Origin of the sequence: Variovorax palleresanus (assembly GCF_051144945.1) — a bacterium.
In the GTDB taxonomy this organism is placed as follows: domain Bacteria; phylum Pseudomonadota; class Gammaproteobacteria; order Burkholderiales; family Burkholderiaceae_C; genus Variovorax; species Variovorax paradoxus_S.
This window is the reverse complement of the sequence record NZ_JBJNVP010000002.1, coordinates 1174805-1189354: the sequence shown is the minus strand read 5'-3', so window position 1 is coordinate 1189354 and position 14550 is coordinate 1174805. Positions and strand designations below refer to the sequence as shown.

Annotated in this window: 14 protein-coding genes; 9 read left to right on the top strand and 5 right to left on the bottom strand. The window is 68.0% G+C overall.

Going from position 1 to position 14550, the window contains the following annotated elements; genetic code table 11:
* Positions 1 to 15: 15 nt before the first annotated feature.
* Positions 16 to 1116, top strand: coding sequence for a BMP family ABC transporter substrate-binding protein (locus ACJ7Z0_RS09270; RefSeq protein WP_434789608.1), 1101 nt, complete (start codon positions 16 to 18; stop codon positions 1114 to 1116).
* On the opposite strand, the gene ACJ7Z0_RS09265 is transcribed toward ACJ7Z0_RS09270, so the two are convergent.
* Positions 1117 to 1998, bottom strand: coding sequence for a LysR family transcriptional regulator (locus ACJ7Z0_RS09265; RefSeq protein WP_434789607.1), 882 nt, complete (start codon positions 1996 to 1998; stop codon positions 1117 to 1119).
* Positions 1999 to 2100: 102 nt separating this feature from the next.
* Between ACJ7Z0_RS09265 and ACJ7Z0_RS09260 the strand changes: the two genes are divergently transcribed.
* The 6 genes from ACJ7Z0_RS09260 to ACJ7Z0_RS09235 all read left to right on the top strand — a co-directional run bounded on the left by ACJ7Z0_RS09260 (position 2101) and on the right by ACJ7Z0_RS09235 (position 7565).
* Positions 2101 to 2706: a short chain dehydrogenase gene (locus ACJ7Z0_RS09260; RefSeq protein WP_434789606.1), complete on the top strand. Its 606-nt coding sequence runs from the start codon at positions 2101 to 2103 to the stop codon at positions 2704 to 2706.
* Entirely contained in the window at positions 2703 to 2858 is a 156-nt protein-coding gene (locus ACJ7Z0_RS09255; protein WP_434789605.1) for a hypothetical protein, read from the top strand. The genes ACJ7Z0_RS09260 and ACJ7Z0_RS09255 overlap by 4 nt, the downstream gene beginning before the upstream one ends.
* A gap of 77 nt (positions 2859 to 2935) precedes the next feature.
* On the top strand, positions 2936 to 4222 hold the full coding sequence (gene guaD, locus ACJ7Z0_RS09250; RefSeq protein ID WP_434789604.1) for a guanine deaminase: 1287 nt from the start codon (positions 2936 to 2938) through the stop codon (positions 4220 to 4222).
* A 160-nt stretch (positions 4223 to 4382) separates the two neighbouring features.
* Entirely contained in the window at positions 4383 to 4949 is a 567-nt protein-coding gene (dcd, locus tag ACJ7Z0_RS09245; protein ID WP_434789603.1) for a dCTP deaminase, read from the top strand.
* Positions 4950 to 5089: 140 nt separating this feature from the next.
* Positions 5090 to 5968: a KPN_02809 family neutral zinc metallopeptidase gene (gene ypfJ, locus ACJ7Z0_RS09240; protein WP_434789602.1), complete on the top strand. Its 879-nt coding sequence runs from the start codon at positions 5090 to 5092 to the stop codon at positions 5966 to 5968.
* Positions 5969 to 6098: 130 nt separating this feature from the next.
* The gene (locus ACJ7Z0_RS09235; RefSeq protein WP_434789601.1) at positions 6099 to 7565 is read left to right on the top strand and encodes a DEAD/DEAH box helicase; all 1467 of its coding nucleotides are present in this window, start codon (positions 6099 to 6101) and stop codon (positions 7563 to 7565) included.
* A gap of 124 nt (positions 7566 to 7689) precedes the next feature.
* Here ACJ7Z0_RS09235 and ACJ7Z0_RS09230 read toward each other — a convergent pair whose 3' ends face one another.
* Genes ACJ7Z0_RS09230 through ACJ7Z0_RS09215 form a run of 4 tightly spaced genes read right to left on the bottom strand, consistent with a single transcriptional unit; the run spans position 7690 to position 12156 of the window.
* Positions 7690 to 9327 carry a rhodanese-related sulfurtransferase gene (locus tag ACJ7Z0_RS09230; RefSeq protein WP_434789600.1) on the bottom strand — a complete coding sequence of 546 codons (1638 nt, stop codon included), beginning with the start codon at positions 9325 to 9327 and terminating at the stop codon, positions 7690 to 7692.
* Positions 9324 to 9941, bottom strand: coding sequence for a cysteine dioxygenase family protein (locus ACJ7Z0_RS09225; protein WP_434789599.1), 618 nt, complete (start codon positions 9939 to 9941; stop codon positions 9324 to 9326). Before ACJ7Z0_RS09225 ends, ACJ7Z0_RS09230 begins: the two co-directional genes overlap by 4 nt.
* Positions 9938 to 10927, bottom strand: coding sequence for an ABC transporter substrate-binding protein (locus ACJ7Z0_RS09220; RefSeq protein WP_434789598.1), 990 nt, complete (start codon positions 10925 to 10927; stop codon positions 9938 to 9940). The genes ACJ7Z0_RS09225 and ACJ7Z0_RS09220 overlap by 4 nt, the downstream gene beginning before the upstream one ends.
* Positions 10924 to 12156 (bottom strand): acyl-CoA dehydrogenase family protein, encoded by a 1233-nt coding sequence (locus ACJ7Z0_RS09215; RefSeq protein WP_434789597.1) that lies wholly within the window; start codon positions 12154 to 12156, stop codon positions 10924 to 10926. The genes ACJ7Z0_RS09220 and ACJ7Z0_RS09215 overlap by 4 nt, the downstream gene beginning before the upstream one ends.
* 109 nt (positions 12157 to 12265) lie before the next feature.
* Here ACJ7Z0_RS09215 and ACJ7Z0_RS09210 point away from each other — a divergent pair, with 109 nt between their 5' ends.
* Together ACJ7Z0_RS09210 and ACJ7Z0_RS09205 are read left to right on the top strand one after the other, a co-directional pair.
* Positions 12266 to 13267, top strand: a complete 1002-nt coding sequence (locus tag ACJ7Z0_RS09210; RefSeq protein WP_434789596.1) for an ABC transporter substrate-binding protein — start codon at positions 12266 to 12268, stop codon at positions 13265 to 13267.
* Between the two features lie 39 nt (positions 13268 to 13306).
* The gene (locus ACJ7Z0_RS09205) at positions 13307 to 14416 is read left to right on the top strand and encodes an LLM class flavin-dependent oxidoreductase (protein ID WP_434789595.1); all 1110 of its coding nucleotides are present in this window, start codon (positions 13307 to 13309) and stop codon (positions 14414 to 14416) included.
* Positions 14417 to 14550 lie beyond the last annotated feature (134 nt).

The following is a 14550-nucleotide window of genomic DNA, read 5'->3' as shown; positions in this document are numbered from 1 at the left end:
ATGTAGAGGACCACCATGTACAAAAACCTCGCGGGCCGCGCCGTTCTGGCGTGGATGGCCGCTTGCTTTTTATCTCCCGCCTTTTCGCAAACGCAGGCGCCGAAAGAGCCGCTGAAGATCGGCTTCGTCTACGTCGCGCCGGTGACCGACGCCGGCTGGGTGCGCCAGCACGAAGAAGGCCGCAAGGCCGTGGAAGCGGCGCTGGCCGGCAAGGTGAAGACCACCTTCGTCGAGAACGTGCCCGAAGGCGCCGACGCCGAGCGCGTGATTCGCGATCTTGCGCAGCAGGGCAACCGCCTGATCTTCACGCCGAGCTTCGGCTACATGGAGCCGACGCTCAAGGTGGCGCGCGACTTTCCCGATGTGAAGTTCGAATCGGTCACCGGCTACAAGGCCGCGGCCAATGTGGCAACCGCGAACGCGCGCTACTACGAGGGCCGCTATCTCGCGGGCATTGCGGCGGGCCGCATGACGAAGACGAACATTGCGGGCTATGTGGCGGGCTTTCCGATTCCCGAGGTGCTGCAGGGCATCAACGCGTTCACGCTCGGCATGCGCTCGGTGAATCCGAATGCCAAGGTGATCGTGGTGTGGCTCAACGAGTGGTTCGATCCGCCGAAGGAACGCGATGCCGCCATGGCGCTGTTCAACCAGAACGCCGACGTGGTCGCCTTCCACACCGGCTCCACCGCCGTGATGGCCGCGGCGCAGGAGCGCGGAAAGATGGCCGTCGCCTACCACTCCGACATGCGCAAGGTCGCGCCCGACGCGCAGATCGTCGCCGTCACGCACCAGTGGGGTGGCTACTACACGCAGCGCGCGCAGGCCCTGCTCGACGGAAGCTGGAAGAGCGGCAATGTCTGGGGCGGCGTGAAGGACGGAATGATCCGCGTCGGCGACTTCGGCAGCAAGGTGCCCAAGGCCGTGCAGCAAGAGGTGCTGGCGCGACAGCAGGACATTGCGTCGGGCAAGCTGCAGCCGTTCCGCGCGGTGGCCGGCGACGTGCGCGACAACGAAGGCCGTGTCGTCATTGCCAAGGGCGCGCAGCTGGACGACGAGCAGATCCTGAAGATGAACTGGCTCGCCGAAGGCGTGCAGGGGCGCGTCGGGCGATAGCTAGCCCAGTCTTTCGACGACCAGGTCGACAAAGGTGCGCAGCTTGGCGCTGGGACGGGCTTCGGGCAGTCGCATGATGTGCACCTGGCGCGTCGGCAGCTCCCAGTCGGGCAGCAGTTGAACCACCTGGCCCGAAGCCAGCGCGGGGCCGAGCAACGCATCGGCCTGCACGATCACACCCACGCCCGCCATCGCAGCTGCCAGCAACGCCTGCCCGTTGTTGGTGGAGTACGGGCCGCGGACCGCCACATGCACCGTCTCGCCGCCCTGCGTGAAGCGCCATGAATGGTTCGGGCCCCAGGCGGCAAAGCCCAGCAGCGGAAAGGCTTCGAGTTCCGACGGATGCCGGGGCCGGCCATGGCGCGCGACCCACGCCGGGCTTGCAACCGCGAACATGCGCGCCAATGCGAGCGGCCGGGCAATAAGCCGTTCGTCGACCGCCGCGCCCGATCGCACGCCGCAGTCGAAGCCCTCTTCGGCAAGATCGACCACGCGGTCGTTGAGACTCAGATCCACCTTCACCTGCGGATAGGCGGCGATGTACTCGGCAATGACGGGTGTGAGCCGATGCGCGCCATAGGCCACGGGCGCCGTCACGCGCAGCACGCCCTGCGGCATGGCCCGCAGCGATTCCGCCACGCCGTCGGCCGTGTGCACGCTCGCGAGCACGTCGCGGCAGCGCTCCAGGTAGGCGGCGCCGATCTCGGTCAGCGCGTGGCGCCGCGTGGTGCGTTCGAGCAGGCGGGCGCCAAGCTGCTCTTCGAGCGCGCGGATGTGCTTTCCCACCATCACGGCCGAAAGATCGAGCGCCTCGGCAGCGGCGGCAAAGCTCCCCGCGTCCACCGTTGCGACGAACACCTCCATGGCGCGCAGCTTGTCCATATTGAGAACCCATAGTTTCGAATTGCCGAACCAGATGGCAATTTATCAAACTATCGATTCGCAAAACAATGAGCCTTCTCATTCATTTTTAGCGAGGTTTGCATGAAGGTTCTTGTTGTGGGCGCGACCGGCGCCGTAGGCAGCGCGGTGGCGCAGGCGCTGGCCGAGCGCGGGCATGAGGTGGTCCGCGCGGGCCGCACGCGCGGCGACCGGCAGGTCGACATCACGAGCGATGCGAGCGTCGAAGCGCTGTATGCCGCGGTGGGGCGTGTCGATGCGATCGTGTCGGCGGCTGGGGGCCTGTTCTTCGGGCCGCTGGTCGAAATGCGGCCGGCCGATTTCAACATCGGCCTGCAGGACAAGCTGCTCGGCCAGGTGCGCCTCGCGCTGCTGGGCCAGCGCGTTCTGGCAGATGGCGGCTCGATCACGCTGACCACGGGCGTAGCGGCCGACGATCCGGTTCGCGGGGGAGCCAATGCGGCGGCCGTGAATGCGGCGGTCGAGGGTTTCGTGAAAGGCGCAGCAGTCGAGCTGACGCGGGGCCTGCGCATCAACGCGGTCAGCCCGACGCTGCTGACCGAATCGTTGGAAGCGTATGGCGCGCTCTTTCCGGGCGTCGAAACCGTACCGGCCGCGCGCGTGGCGCTGGCCTATGTGCGCAGCGTCGAAGGCCCATTGACGGGCCGCGTGTTTCGCGTGTGGCAATGAGCAGGCGCACGCGACTGGCGGGCGCGCTGCTCGCGCTCGCCACGGCGGTGGCAAGCGCCGCACCTCCCGCCGTACAGGTGCTGCCCGAGGACTGCGGCCGTGCCGCTCGCGTGCCCTTCGACATCCAGTCGCGCGCCTTGCCGCCGGATTGAAGTGGGGACGGCATATAGCACTCATACGCGCATGGAAATTGCGGCGCCCCGGGGCTGGTTTACCCTCCGCAGCAACGATGAAAAAAGCCTACCGCGCCTCCCTCCTGCGATTCGACGACGCCGGCCTGCCGGTTTTCGATGAAGACGGCCTGTTGGTCGTCGGCCCCGACAATGCCGGCCGCCAGCGCGTGCTCGATGCCGGCAGCCATGCCGCCGTGTCGCCGCGCCACCCCGATGCCGATGTGACGCATCTGCCCGGGCGCATCCTCGCGCCGGGCTTCGTGGACATGCACATCCACTTTCCGCAGACCGACATCATCGGCGCGCCGTCGCCCGGGCTCCTGCCCTGGCTCGAGAACTACACCTTCCCCGCGGAAGCAAAGTTTGCCGACCCGGCGCATTCGAACGAAGTGGCCGACGTGTTCTTCGACGAGTTGCTGCGCAATGGCGTGACCACCTCGCTCACCTTCGCGACTTCGCACGTCGCGTCGGTCGATGCCTTTTTCGAGGGCGCGCAGCGCCGGGGCCTGCGCATGATCAGCGGCAAGGTGCTGCAGGACCGCAACTCGCCCGACGGCGTGCGCGACCAGACCGAGCAGAGCCTCATCGACTCCGAGGCGCTGATCCGCAAGTGGCACAACGTCGATCGCCTGGGCTACGCCATCACCCCGCGCTTCGCGCCCGCGAGCACCGATGCCCAGATGCGCGGCGCAGGCGAGCTGGCCGCGAAGTACGCCGACACGTGGATCCAGTCGCATGTGGCGGAGAACCGTGACGAGGTGGCGTGGGTGCGCGAGCTCTATCCAAAAGCGCGTTCTTACCTCGACGTGTATGCCGGCTTCGGCCTCATGCGCGAACGCGCCGTGTACGCGCATTGCATCTACCTGGACGACACCGACCGCGCGCTGCTGCGCGACACGAAGACCGCCGCCGCCGTGAGCCCGACCAGCAACCTGTTTTTGGGCAGTGGCTTCTTCGACTTCGACGCGGCCGACCGCGTCGGCTACCCGTACGGCCTGGCCAGCGACGTGGGCGGCGGCACCAGCTTCAGCCCCTTCCACACGATGATGGCGGCCTACTACGTCGGCCGGGAGGGCCAGACCAAGACCGGCCTGAGCATCGCCCCTTCGCAACTCTGGTGGCGCCACACCGGCGGCGCGGCGCGCGCGCTGGGGCTCGAAGGCGTGGTCGGCAACCTGCAGCCCGGCTGCGAGGCCGACTTTCTGGTGCTCGATCCGGCGGCCACGCCGCTGCTGGCGCGCAAGACCGCGCTGGCAAGCAACCTCGAGGAACTGCTCTTCTCGATGATCGTGCTTGGCGACGACCGGCTGGTCGAGCGCACGGTGATTTCGCAGGCGGGCTGAGCGCTAGACGCGCCGTTCGCTCATGCCACAATCGCCGACCTAGCGGCGCCGCGCTGCCCCTTCGGGAAACACCGCGGAACCGGCTTTGCCGGGCCGCTGGTGTTGCCCCTTGAGGGGTTGGCGAAGCGACACGAAGTGCGCGAAGACTGGGGTGTTTTTAATGTCTATCAAGAGCGACAAATGGATTCGGCGCATGGCCGAAGAGACCGGCATGATCGAGCCCTTCGAGCCCGGCCAGGTGCGCGAGGCCGCCGGCCACAAGATCATCAGCTACGGCACCTCGAGCTACGGCTACGACATCCGTTGCGCGCCTGAATTCAAGGTTTTCACCAACATCCACAGCACCGTGGTCGACCCGAAGAACTTCGACGAGAAGAGCTTCGTCGACATGCACGGCGACTACTGCATCATTCCGCCCAACAGCTTTGCGCTGGCCCGCACGGTCGAGTACTTTCGCATCCCGCGCAACGTGCTCACCATCTGCCTTGGCAAGAGCACCTATGCGCGCTGCGGCATCATCGTCAACGTAACCCCGTTCGAGCCCGAATGGGAAGGCTACGTGACGCTCGAATTCAGCAACACCACGCCGCTGCCCGCCAAGATCTATGCGGGCGAGGGCTGCGCGCAGGTGCTGTTCTTCGAGAGCGACGAGGTCTGCGAGACCAGCTACAAGGACCGCGGCGGCAAGTACCAGGGCCAACGCGGCGTCACGCTTCCCAAGACCTGAGGTACCCCTCAGGGAGCCGGTTGCCGACGGCGTCCCCGCAGGCATGCAAATGCCTGTTTTGCTTACAAGGCATCGGCACGGACAAAGTACCATCCAGCGACGCTCCGGCACACTTCTGCAAGGCCGGCAAGGAGACCGCGATGAGATGGGAAGGCAACGAACAATCCGACAACGTCGAAGACCGCCGCAGCAGTGGCGGCGGTGGCGGTTTCATCGGCGGGCGAAGCATCGGCATCGGCACCATCGCCGTCGCGCTGGTCGCGGGCTGGATCTTCGGCATCAATCCGCTGACCGTGCTCAGCCTGTTGAGCGGCGGCGGTGGCGAACAGGTCCAGGTGCAGCAGCAACAGGGGCCCGCACCCAAGCCTCCGTCGAGCGACCGCGAGGCGGCCTTCGTCTCGACCGTGCTCAAGAACACCGAAGTGGTCTGGACGAATATCTTCCGGCAGAACGGCGGCGCCTACCAACCACCCCGGCTGGTGCTGTTCCGCGGCGCCACACCCACGGCCTGCGGCACTGGCCAGGCGGCGATGGGGCCGTTCTACTGCCCCGGCGACAAGAAGGTCTACATCGACCTCGGCTTCTACGACACGCTGAAGAACCAGCTCGGTGCGCCCGGCGAATTCGCGCAGGCCTACGTGATTGCGCACGAGGTCGGCCACCACGTGCAGGACGAGCTCGGCGTCACCGCCAAGGTGGACGGCATGCGCGGCCGCCTGAGCCAGTCGCAGAACAACGCGCTGAGCGTTCGCGTCGAGCTGCAGGCCGACTGCTTTGCCGGCATCTGGGCGCACCATTCGCAAGAGTCGAAGAAGTGGCTCGACCCGGGCGACATCGAGGCCGCGATGAACGCCGCGCAGAAGATCGGCGACGACGCATTGCAGCGTTCCGCGGGCCGCGCCGTGGTGCCCGACAGCTTCACCCACGGGTCCAGCGCGCAGCGCCAACGGTGGTTCGGCGCCGGCTATCAGAGCGGCGACGTCAAGTCGTGCGACACTTTCAATGCCCGCAATCTTTGAGCATCTGGTTCTGGAAGGCTGATGTTTGCTGGCTGGCTTGCTATTAATTAAATAGCAATGCCGGCGGCGCGGACGTTGTCACGCCGCCGTCACTGCCATTTTTTGCGGCAGTGCGACAATAGAGGGCTTAATGACAAGCTCCTTCTCCAATCTATCGCTGGCGGAACCGCTGGCGCGCGCCGTGGCCGAAATGGGCTACGAGACCATGACTCCCATCCAGGAGCAGGCCATTCCGGTCGTGCTTTCGGGGCAGGACGTGATGGGCGCAGCGCAGACCGGCACCGGCAAGACCGCGGCTTTTTCGCTGCCCTTGCTGCAGCGCATGCTCAAGCACGAGAACTCGTCCACGTCGCCCGCGCGGCACCCGGTGCGTGCACTGGTGTTGCTGCCCACGCGCGAACTGGCCGACCAGGTGGCCCAGCAGGTCAAGCTGTACGCCAAGTACACCAACCTGCGCAGCACCGTGGTGTTCGGCGGCATCGACATGAAGCCGCAGACCCTCGAGCTCAAGAAGGGCGTCGAAGTGCTGGTGGCCACGCCGGGCCGGCTGCTCGACCACATCGAAGCCAAGAACGCGGTGCTCAACCAGGTGGAGTACGTGGTGCTCGACGAGGCCGACCGCATGCTGGACATCGGCTTTCTGCCCGACCTGCAGCGCATCCTGAGCTACTTGCCCAAGCAGCGCACCACGCTGTTGTTCTCGGCCACCTTCTCGCCCGAGATCAAGCGGCTGGCTGGCAGCTACCTGCAGAACCCCGTCACCATCGAGGTGGCGCGGCCGAATGAAACGGCGTCCACCGTCGAGCAGCACTTCTACAGCGTGGCCGACGACGACAAGCGCCGTGCGCTCAAGCAGATCGTCAAGCAGCGCGGCATCACGCAGGCCTTCGTGTTCGTCAACAGCAAGCTCGGTTGCGCGCGCCTCGCACGCTCGCTGGAGCGCGACGGTCTGCGTACCACCGCACTGCATGGCGACAAGAGCCAGGACGAACGCCTGAAGGCGCTCGCCTCGTTCAAGGCCGGCGAAGTCGACCTGCTGGTGTGTACCGACGTTGCGGCCCGCGGCCTCGACATCAAGGACGTGCCGGCGGTCTTCAACTTCGACATTCCGTTCAACGCCGAAGACTACGTGCACCGCATCGGCCGCACCGGCCGCGCAGGCGCGTCGGGCCTGGCCGTGAGCTTTGCCAGCGGCGGCAACGATGCGCGCCTGGTGGCCGACATCGAGAAGCTGATCAAGAAGAAGATCGAGCTCGAACCCGTCGAGTTCGAGGAAGACAATCCTCGCGGCCGCATCAACGACGGCCGCCGCCATTGGCGCGAAGAAGGCGAGGCCGGCGACGCACGCGACGTGCTCGACCAGCCGCGCGAACGCAGCAGCATCGGCGCCGATGCGCGCCGCGGCGGCGGGCGACCGCACCGCGCGCCGTCAGCACCGCGCGATCCGTTTTTCGACAAGCCCTACGAACCGGGCCAGGCCGACGCCACCCCCGCCTGGGAAGCCGCCGCCAAGGCAGCACCCGCGCGCGGCATCTCAAGCAACATCAAGACCAAGCGCAAGGTCGCGGCCCTCTTCAAGAGCGCTGAAACGAATTGATCGAAAGCCCCTTTTTTGGGGCTTTGTCATTTTCGTGGAACACCGCGGAACCAGCTTTGCCGGGCCGGTGACCGGCCGCTGCAGGCCGCGCAGTCCGACGGTGGCGCAGCCCGCTGCCGCGCTCTCAGATCACGTTGAAATGGTGCGTGCCGTCGCGTCCCAGTTGCGCGACGAGGCCGTACTCCCAGTCGAGGTAGGCCTGCATGGCTTCCGGCGGCGCATCGGTGCCTTCGTAGGGCCGGCGGTAGCGGTCGGTGCGCGGCGTCGCGAGCCGAGTCTCGCCCGATTCGGCTTCGAGGCCCGCCGCAAACCACGCCGCGTTGCCGCCAGCCAGCACCAGCACTTCCACGTCGCTCTGGCCGCGCGCGTCGAGCAGTTGGCGCAGGTCTGCCGCGGCATAGCGTGCGAGCAGGCTGCTGCCGCAGGTCAGCACATAGCGCCGCGCCGGCGGAATGGCCGTGCCGACGGCCTCTGCCAGCTGCGCGCGAATGGCATACCAGGCGCCGGGAATGTGCCGCTTCACATAGTTGGCGCTGGTGGTCACGTCGATCACGGCCGTTGCTGCCGGCTGCTTCAGCAAGGCCGCGAGGTCATTGGGCGAGATCTCGCGAATGGCCACCGCGGCCAGCGGATAGGCGGGCGGCGGCGCCCCTTTTTCCGTGAAGGCCGAAGCGCCTGGCACTGCGTCCGGCACATAGACTTCCCACCCCATCTGCGCGAGCCACGACGCACTCATCGAAGCACGCACGCCATCGTCGTCAGCCAACACGATGCGCGCGCCGCGCACCGGCACCTGGTGATCGGTTTCCTGCACCAGCTGGCCGCCCGGCGCGCTCGCGAAGCCGGGCAGGTGGCCTGCCTCGTATTCCTCGGGCGTGCGCACGTCGAAGCGGTACACCGTGCGTCCCGGTGCTTCGAGCGTATGCAGCGCATCGAGCGCGATGCGGCGCACGCCGGCCTTGTCTGCCACGCGCCGCGCGTCGGCCTGCGCCTCTGCGCGGTGCGCATCGGACATGCTGGCCGGTGCCTTCCGGTCCGCGCCATGGTCGAGCACCTGTCCCGCGAGCTTCCAGCCGATGGTGCCGTTGCGCAGCGCCGCCACCGGATTCGGAATGCCCGCATTCACTAGCGATTGCGTGCCGATGATGCTGCGCGTTCGGCCCGCGCAATTGACGATCACCTGCGTGGCGGGATCGGGTGCCAGCTCTCGTACGCGCAGCACCAGTTCCGCGCCGGGCACGCTGGTGGCCGATGGAATGCTCATCGTGCGGTATTCGTCGAAGCGCCGTGCGTCCAGCACCACCACGTTGGCCTTGCCATCGATCAGCGCCTTCACCTCGGGTGCGGAAAGCGATGGCGTGTGGCGCTCGTGCTCGACCAGTTCGCCGAAGGACTTGCTTGGCACGTTCACGTCGCGGAACAACTCGCCCCCGGCCGCGCGCCAGCCTTCGAGGCCGCCTTCGAGCAGGTGCAGGTTCGTGTAGCCCAGTGACGCCAGCGTGCGCGCGGCCAGCGGCGCCAGGTCGGCGGCGCCATGCGCGCCGTACAGCACGATGAAGGTGTCCAGCCGCGGAATGCGTCGCCAGGCTTCGATCTCGATGCGCGAGAGCGGCAGGTTCGCGGCCCACAGCGGATGCTCCTGCGCGAAGGGGTCTTCCTCGCGCACGTCGAGCAGCGCGGTTTCTTCGCGCGCGAGCAGGCGCGCGCGCACGGCGGCAAAGGGCGCAAGGGGAAAGGCGGAGGCAGAGGCAGGGGTCGTCATGCGGAGGTCGTCGATCTCAGTTCGGCGGAGCGGTCCCACAGGTTGGGAGGAAGCGTGTTGGAGTAACCCGAGACAAAGGGCTTGCGTCCGCCCTCGGCCGGGTAAGTATGCCGCCGCACGGCGCCGATGTTGGCGCCGTACACGTGGATGCTGATCGACACGCGATCGGCATGCGCGTTGTGCACGCGGTGCAGGTCGCCCAAGGTCGGCGACACGGCTTCCACGTCGCCGGCGTCGAGCCGCACCGCGGCACCTTGCGGCCGTGCCAGGCCATCGGGCCCGAGGGCGTAGCCCTGGCTGTACTCCGCGCCGCGCAGCATGCCGATCAGCCCCCACACCGTGTGGTCGTGCACCGGCGTCGCTTGCCCCGGTCCCCAGACAAAGCTCACGACCGAAAAACGCTCGGTGCTGTCGGCGTGCAGCAGAAACTGCTGGTAGCGCGCCGGGTCGGGTTGGGCAAAGGCGTCGGGCAGCCAGTCGTCCTGCGCCACCAGCGCGCGAAGCAGTGTGCCGCCTTCGGAAAGAATGCGCGGCTCGTCCGGGCCGCCGTCGAGCAGGCGGCCGAATGCGCCGACGAACTCGCGCAGCGGCGCAATGCCAGAGACTCCGCTCACGCCGGACGTTTCCAGACCTGCGCGTCGGTGATGGCGCGCACGTCCACGCGCACCGGCAGGATGCCGTCGCGCGCCGACCGGTCGGCCACGGCCTGCAAGGCGACGATGTCGGCTTCGGACACCGGACGGCCGGTGACCGAGGCCCGCGCGGTGATGATCCGGGCCGATTCGATCGGCAGGCGCGTGAGCTGGCTGTAGGCTTGCGCATAGGCCTCGGGATTGGCCAGCGCCCATTCGCCGGCACGCGCCAGCCGGTCGAGAAACTGCACGATGGCCGCGCGCTTGGCCGGGTCGGCCAGCGAGGGCTCGCTCGCGGTGATGAAGCCCAGCGCCGTGTTGATGCCGCGCCCGTCGCGCAAGATGCGCCCGCCCTGCTGCAGCGCAATCGTGTAGTAGGGGTCGAAGACGGCCCAGGCATCGATCTGCTTCGAAGCGAAGGCCGCGGCCGCATCGGTCGGCAGCACGAACTTCACCGTGACCTCGTCGCGCCGCACGCCGGCTTCTTCGAGTGCGCCATACAGCTGGTACTGCGAGATGCTGCCGCGCGCGGACGACACGATCACCGTCTTGCCGCGCAGGTCGGCCACCTTCTGCAGCGGCGAATCGGGCTGCACCACGATGCCGAGTGCATCGGCCTTGCCCACGCGCGTGGCGACGATCTTGAGTGGCGTCCGGCCGACGGCCGCGGCCAGCACCGGCAGGTCACCGGCCACCGCCGTGTCGACCGCCGCGCTGCGTTGCGCTTCGAACAGCGGTGCCGCGCCCTGGAAGTTGGCCCAGCGGTAGGCGAAAGGCGCGCCTTCGAGCGCCTTCGAGGCTTCGAACAGCGCGCGCAGGCCGCCGGCCTGGTCGCCGAGCACCAGCGTCGTCTGCGGCTGCGCCCATGCGCGCAGCGGGCCGGCGGCCGTGAGCGAGAGTGCCGCGGCTTGCTTGAGCCAGCTGCGGCGCGAGGCCTTGGAGGCCTTGGAGAAGAGCAGGTCGGTCATGCGGTGGCTCCCGAGGGCAGCAATGCACGCGCGCCCGCTGCGACCAGGATCGCGTCGTTCTGAGGCGTGTGGATGCGGCTGCACAGCACGTCGCGGTAGTGCCGCTCCAGCGGGTTCTGCCGCGTGAGGCCGTGGTTGCCGCTCAGTTGCAGAGCCAGCTCGACCGCGCGGATCGCGTTGCTCGTCACGGTGTACTTGAGCAGGCCGCTTTCAGTGGCCGGCTGCGCGCGGCCTTCGTCCACGGCATGGGTGGCATCGTCGAGCAGCACGCGGTTGGTGCGCAGCAGGGCGGCGATTTCTCCCACGTGCTCCTGCACGCGCGGCAGGCTTGCGAGCGGCGCGCCCAGGCTGCCGGGCGCGCGCTGGTTCAAGAAGCCCGCGAGCCAGTCGCGCGCGGCCTGCGCCACCGCGTCGTAGAGGCTGCCGAGCAGCACCGTCATCCAGGCCTGCTGCGTGGCATGGGCGTCGATGTCGGTCTGGCTGCCGGCATCGGGCGCCCAGTCGGTCGGGGCACGCAGGTCGACCGCATGGTCGAGCTCGATCGCCACGTTCTCGAACACCACCTCGTGGCTGCCCGAGGCGCGCAGGCCCAGGTGGTCCCAGCTTGCGATCACGCGCACGCCGGGTGCATTGCGTGGCACCAGGAACACGCCGGTGCGCGGCGCGGGTTCGTCCGTGCGGCCCCACACGGCGAGCCACGAGAGGCCTTCGATGCCGGTCGTGTAGAGCTTGTGGCCGTCGATCTTCCAGCCGCCGCCTTCGCGGCGTGCGACCGTCGCGGGCAGCCCGCCGCGCGCGGGCGAGCCGAGCGCGGGCTCCACGCGCAGCGCGTTGATGAGTGCGCCGCGATCCACCGCGTCTCGCAACACGCGCTCGCGCAGATGCGGCGGCCAGCGGCTGTCGCTGCGTGCGAGCGCGTGGTGCTGCAGATAGGTCATCGTCAGGATCAGCGCGGTGGCCGGTTCGCCGCGCGCCACGGCCGCAATCACGCGCCGCGCCGTCGCCAGCGAGGCGCCCCCGCCGCCGTACGCCGCGGGCGCCACCAGGCCGATGAGGCCGTGCGACTGCAGCGCCTCGAAGTTCGGGCGCGGAAAGGCGCCGCTGCGGTCGTGGTCGCCCGCGGTGGCGGCGAACTGTGCCGACAGCCGCGCCAGCAATGCGGCGTCCACCGTGGCAGGGGCGGGATCTTCGGGCGTGGCCGGCGGGCGGCGCAAGGGGAGTGCACTCATGGTCCGGCACGTTAGCGGCGACCGGCCGCGACGAAAACGACGCATCCCGCATATGCAAACTCGTTTTTCTGCGTTCGCTTTCAGCGCCGGCCTCGGTACGGTCCGGGCCATGAAATCTGATTTATCAATGGACCGGCGCCGCCTGCTCCAGGCCGCCGCAGCGTGGAGCACGATCGCTGCGGCAGGCGGAACGCAGGCCGCAACGCCCGCACGCGATCTTTCGGGCGTGACCCTGCGCGTGGGCACCTACAAGGGGCTCTGGCGGCCGCTGCTGCAGGCTTCCGGCCAGGCCAACACGCCCTACAAGATCGACTGGCGCGAGCTCAACAACGGCGTGCTGCATATCGAAGCCATCAACGGCGACGCGCTCGACCTGGGTTCGGGCAGCGAGATACCGCCGGTGTTTGCGGCGCGCCAGAAGTCGAGCGTGAAGCTGGTGGCCGTGACGCACGAAGACCTGAACAACCAGGCCACGCTGGCGCGCAAGGATTCGCCGATCCGCAGCATTGCCGACTTCAAGGGCAAGCGCGTGGGCTATGTGCGCGCCACCACCTCGCACTACTACCTGGCCAAGCAACTGGCCGAGGCGGGGCTCTCGTTCAGCGACATCCAGGCCGTGAGCCTTACGCCCTCGGACGGCCTTTCGGCGTTTGCGCGCGGCGACCTCGACGCCTGGGCCATCTATGGCTACAACGGCCAGCTTGCGCGCACGCAGTACGGCGCGCGCACCATCAAGACCGGCGTGGGTTATCTCTCGGGCAACTTCCCCATCTACGCCAACCCGCGCGCGCTGGACGACGCGCTGCGCCGCGCGGCATTGAGCGACCTGCTGCAGCGCCTGCAGCGCGCCTTTGCATGGATCAACGGCAACTTCCTGGCGTATGCGCGCGCGCAATCGGGCGAGACGCGCGTACCTGTAGGCGACCTGGTCGAGCTCTTCAACGGCCGCAGCGGCGACTACAGCCTGGGCCCTGTCACCGACGCCGTGGTGCGCAGCCACCAGGAGGTGGCCGACACCTTTCTGAAGATCGGCGTGCTCGACGGCCCGGCCGACGTCAAGCCCTTGTGGGACCGCAGCTTCGAAAACGTACTGCGTCTGCCCGCCGCCTGAACAACCCCGCATTCAATCCTGAAAAAACACGAGGACACCATGAGCCAGAACGACGTTGAATTCATCGGCATGATCCAGGGCCAGAAGGTCTCGGAAATCCATGCCCCCAGGGGCCCGGCCATCGACCGCGACTATGTGCGTGCCTTTGCCCAGGCGCACGAGAACGCGGGCTTCGACCGCGTGCTGGTGCCGCACCATTCCACCGGGCCCGACGCCACGCTGACGGTGGCCTACGCGGCCTCGGTCACCGAGCGTATCCACTACATGCTTGCGCACCGCCCCGGCTTCGTTGCGCCCACGCTGGCCGCGCGGCAGTTCGCCTCGCTCGACCAGTTCAGTGGCGGCCGGCTCGGTGTGCACTACATCTCAGGCGGCTCCGACGATGAACAGCGGCGCGATGGCGACTGGCTCGACCATGACCAGCGCTATGCCCGCACCGACGAATACCTGGAGGTGCTGCACAAGGTGTGGACCGGCGAGAAGCCCTTCGACCACGAAGGCGCGCACTACCGCTTCCAGAATGCGTTCTCGGAAGTGAAGCCGGTGCAGACGCGCAACGGCAAGCCGCATGTGCCGGTGTATTTTGGCGGTGCGTCGGAAGCGGCGATTCCCGTGGCCGGCAAGTACGCCGACGTGTATGCGCTGTGGGGCGAATCGCTCGACCAGGCGCGCGAGCTCACGACCCGCGTGCGCGCCGAAGCCGCCAAGCATGGGCGCAGCGTGCGCTTCTCGGTGTCGTTCCGCCCGATCCTCGCGGAGACCGAAGACGCCGCATGGGCGCGCGCCGAACGCATCCTGGCCGAGACCAAGCGCCTGCGCGTGGTGCAGGGCTACAACCGCGGCGGCCCGCAGCAGAGCGAAGGCGCCAAGCGCCTGCTGGCCGCGGCGGAGAAGGGCTCACGGCTCGACAAGCGGCTGTGGACGGCCATTGCGCAGGAAATCGGCGGGCGGTCCAACAGCACCGCATTGGTCGGCACGCCCGAGCAGGTGGCCGATGCGCTGCTCGACTACTACGACCTGGGCGTGACCACGTTCCTGATTCGCGGCTTCGATCCGCTGGAGGACGCGACGGACTATGGGCGCGAGTTGATTCCGCGCACGCGCGAACTGGTGGCGCAGCGCGTGGCCTCGGTCCGCAAGGCCGCCTGAGTTAGGTCTTTCTCCCTCCCCCTCTGGGGGAGGGCAGGGGTGGGGGCTGACGGCCTTCGCGACGCCGCGGCCGTTCGAGCGCCGCCTGCCCCCATCCCAGCCTTCCCCCGGAGGGGGAAGGAGCAATAACCAAT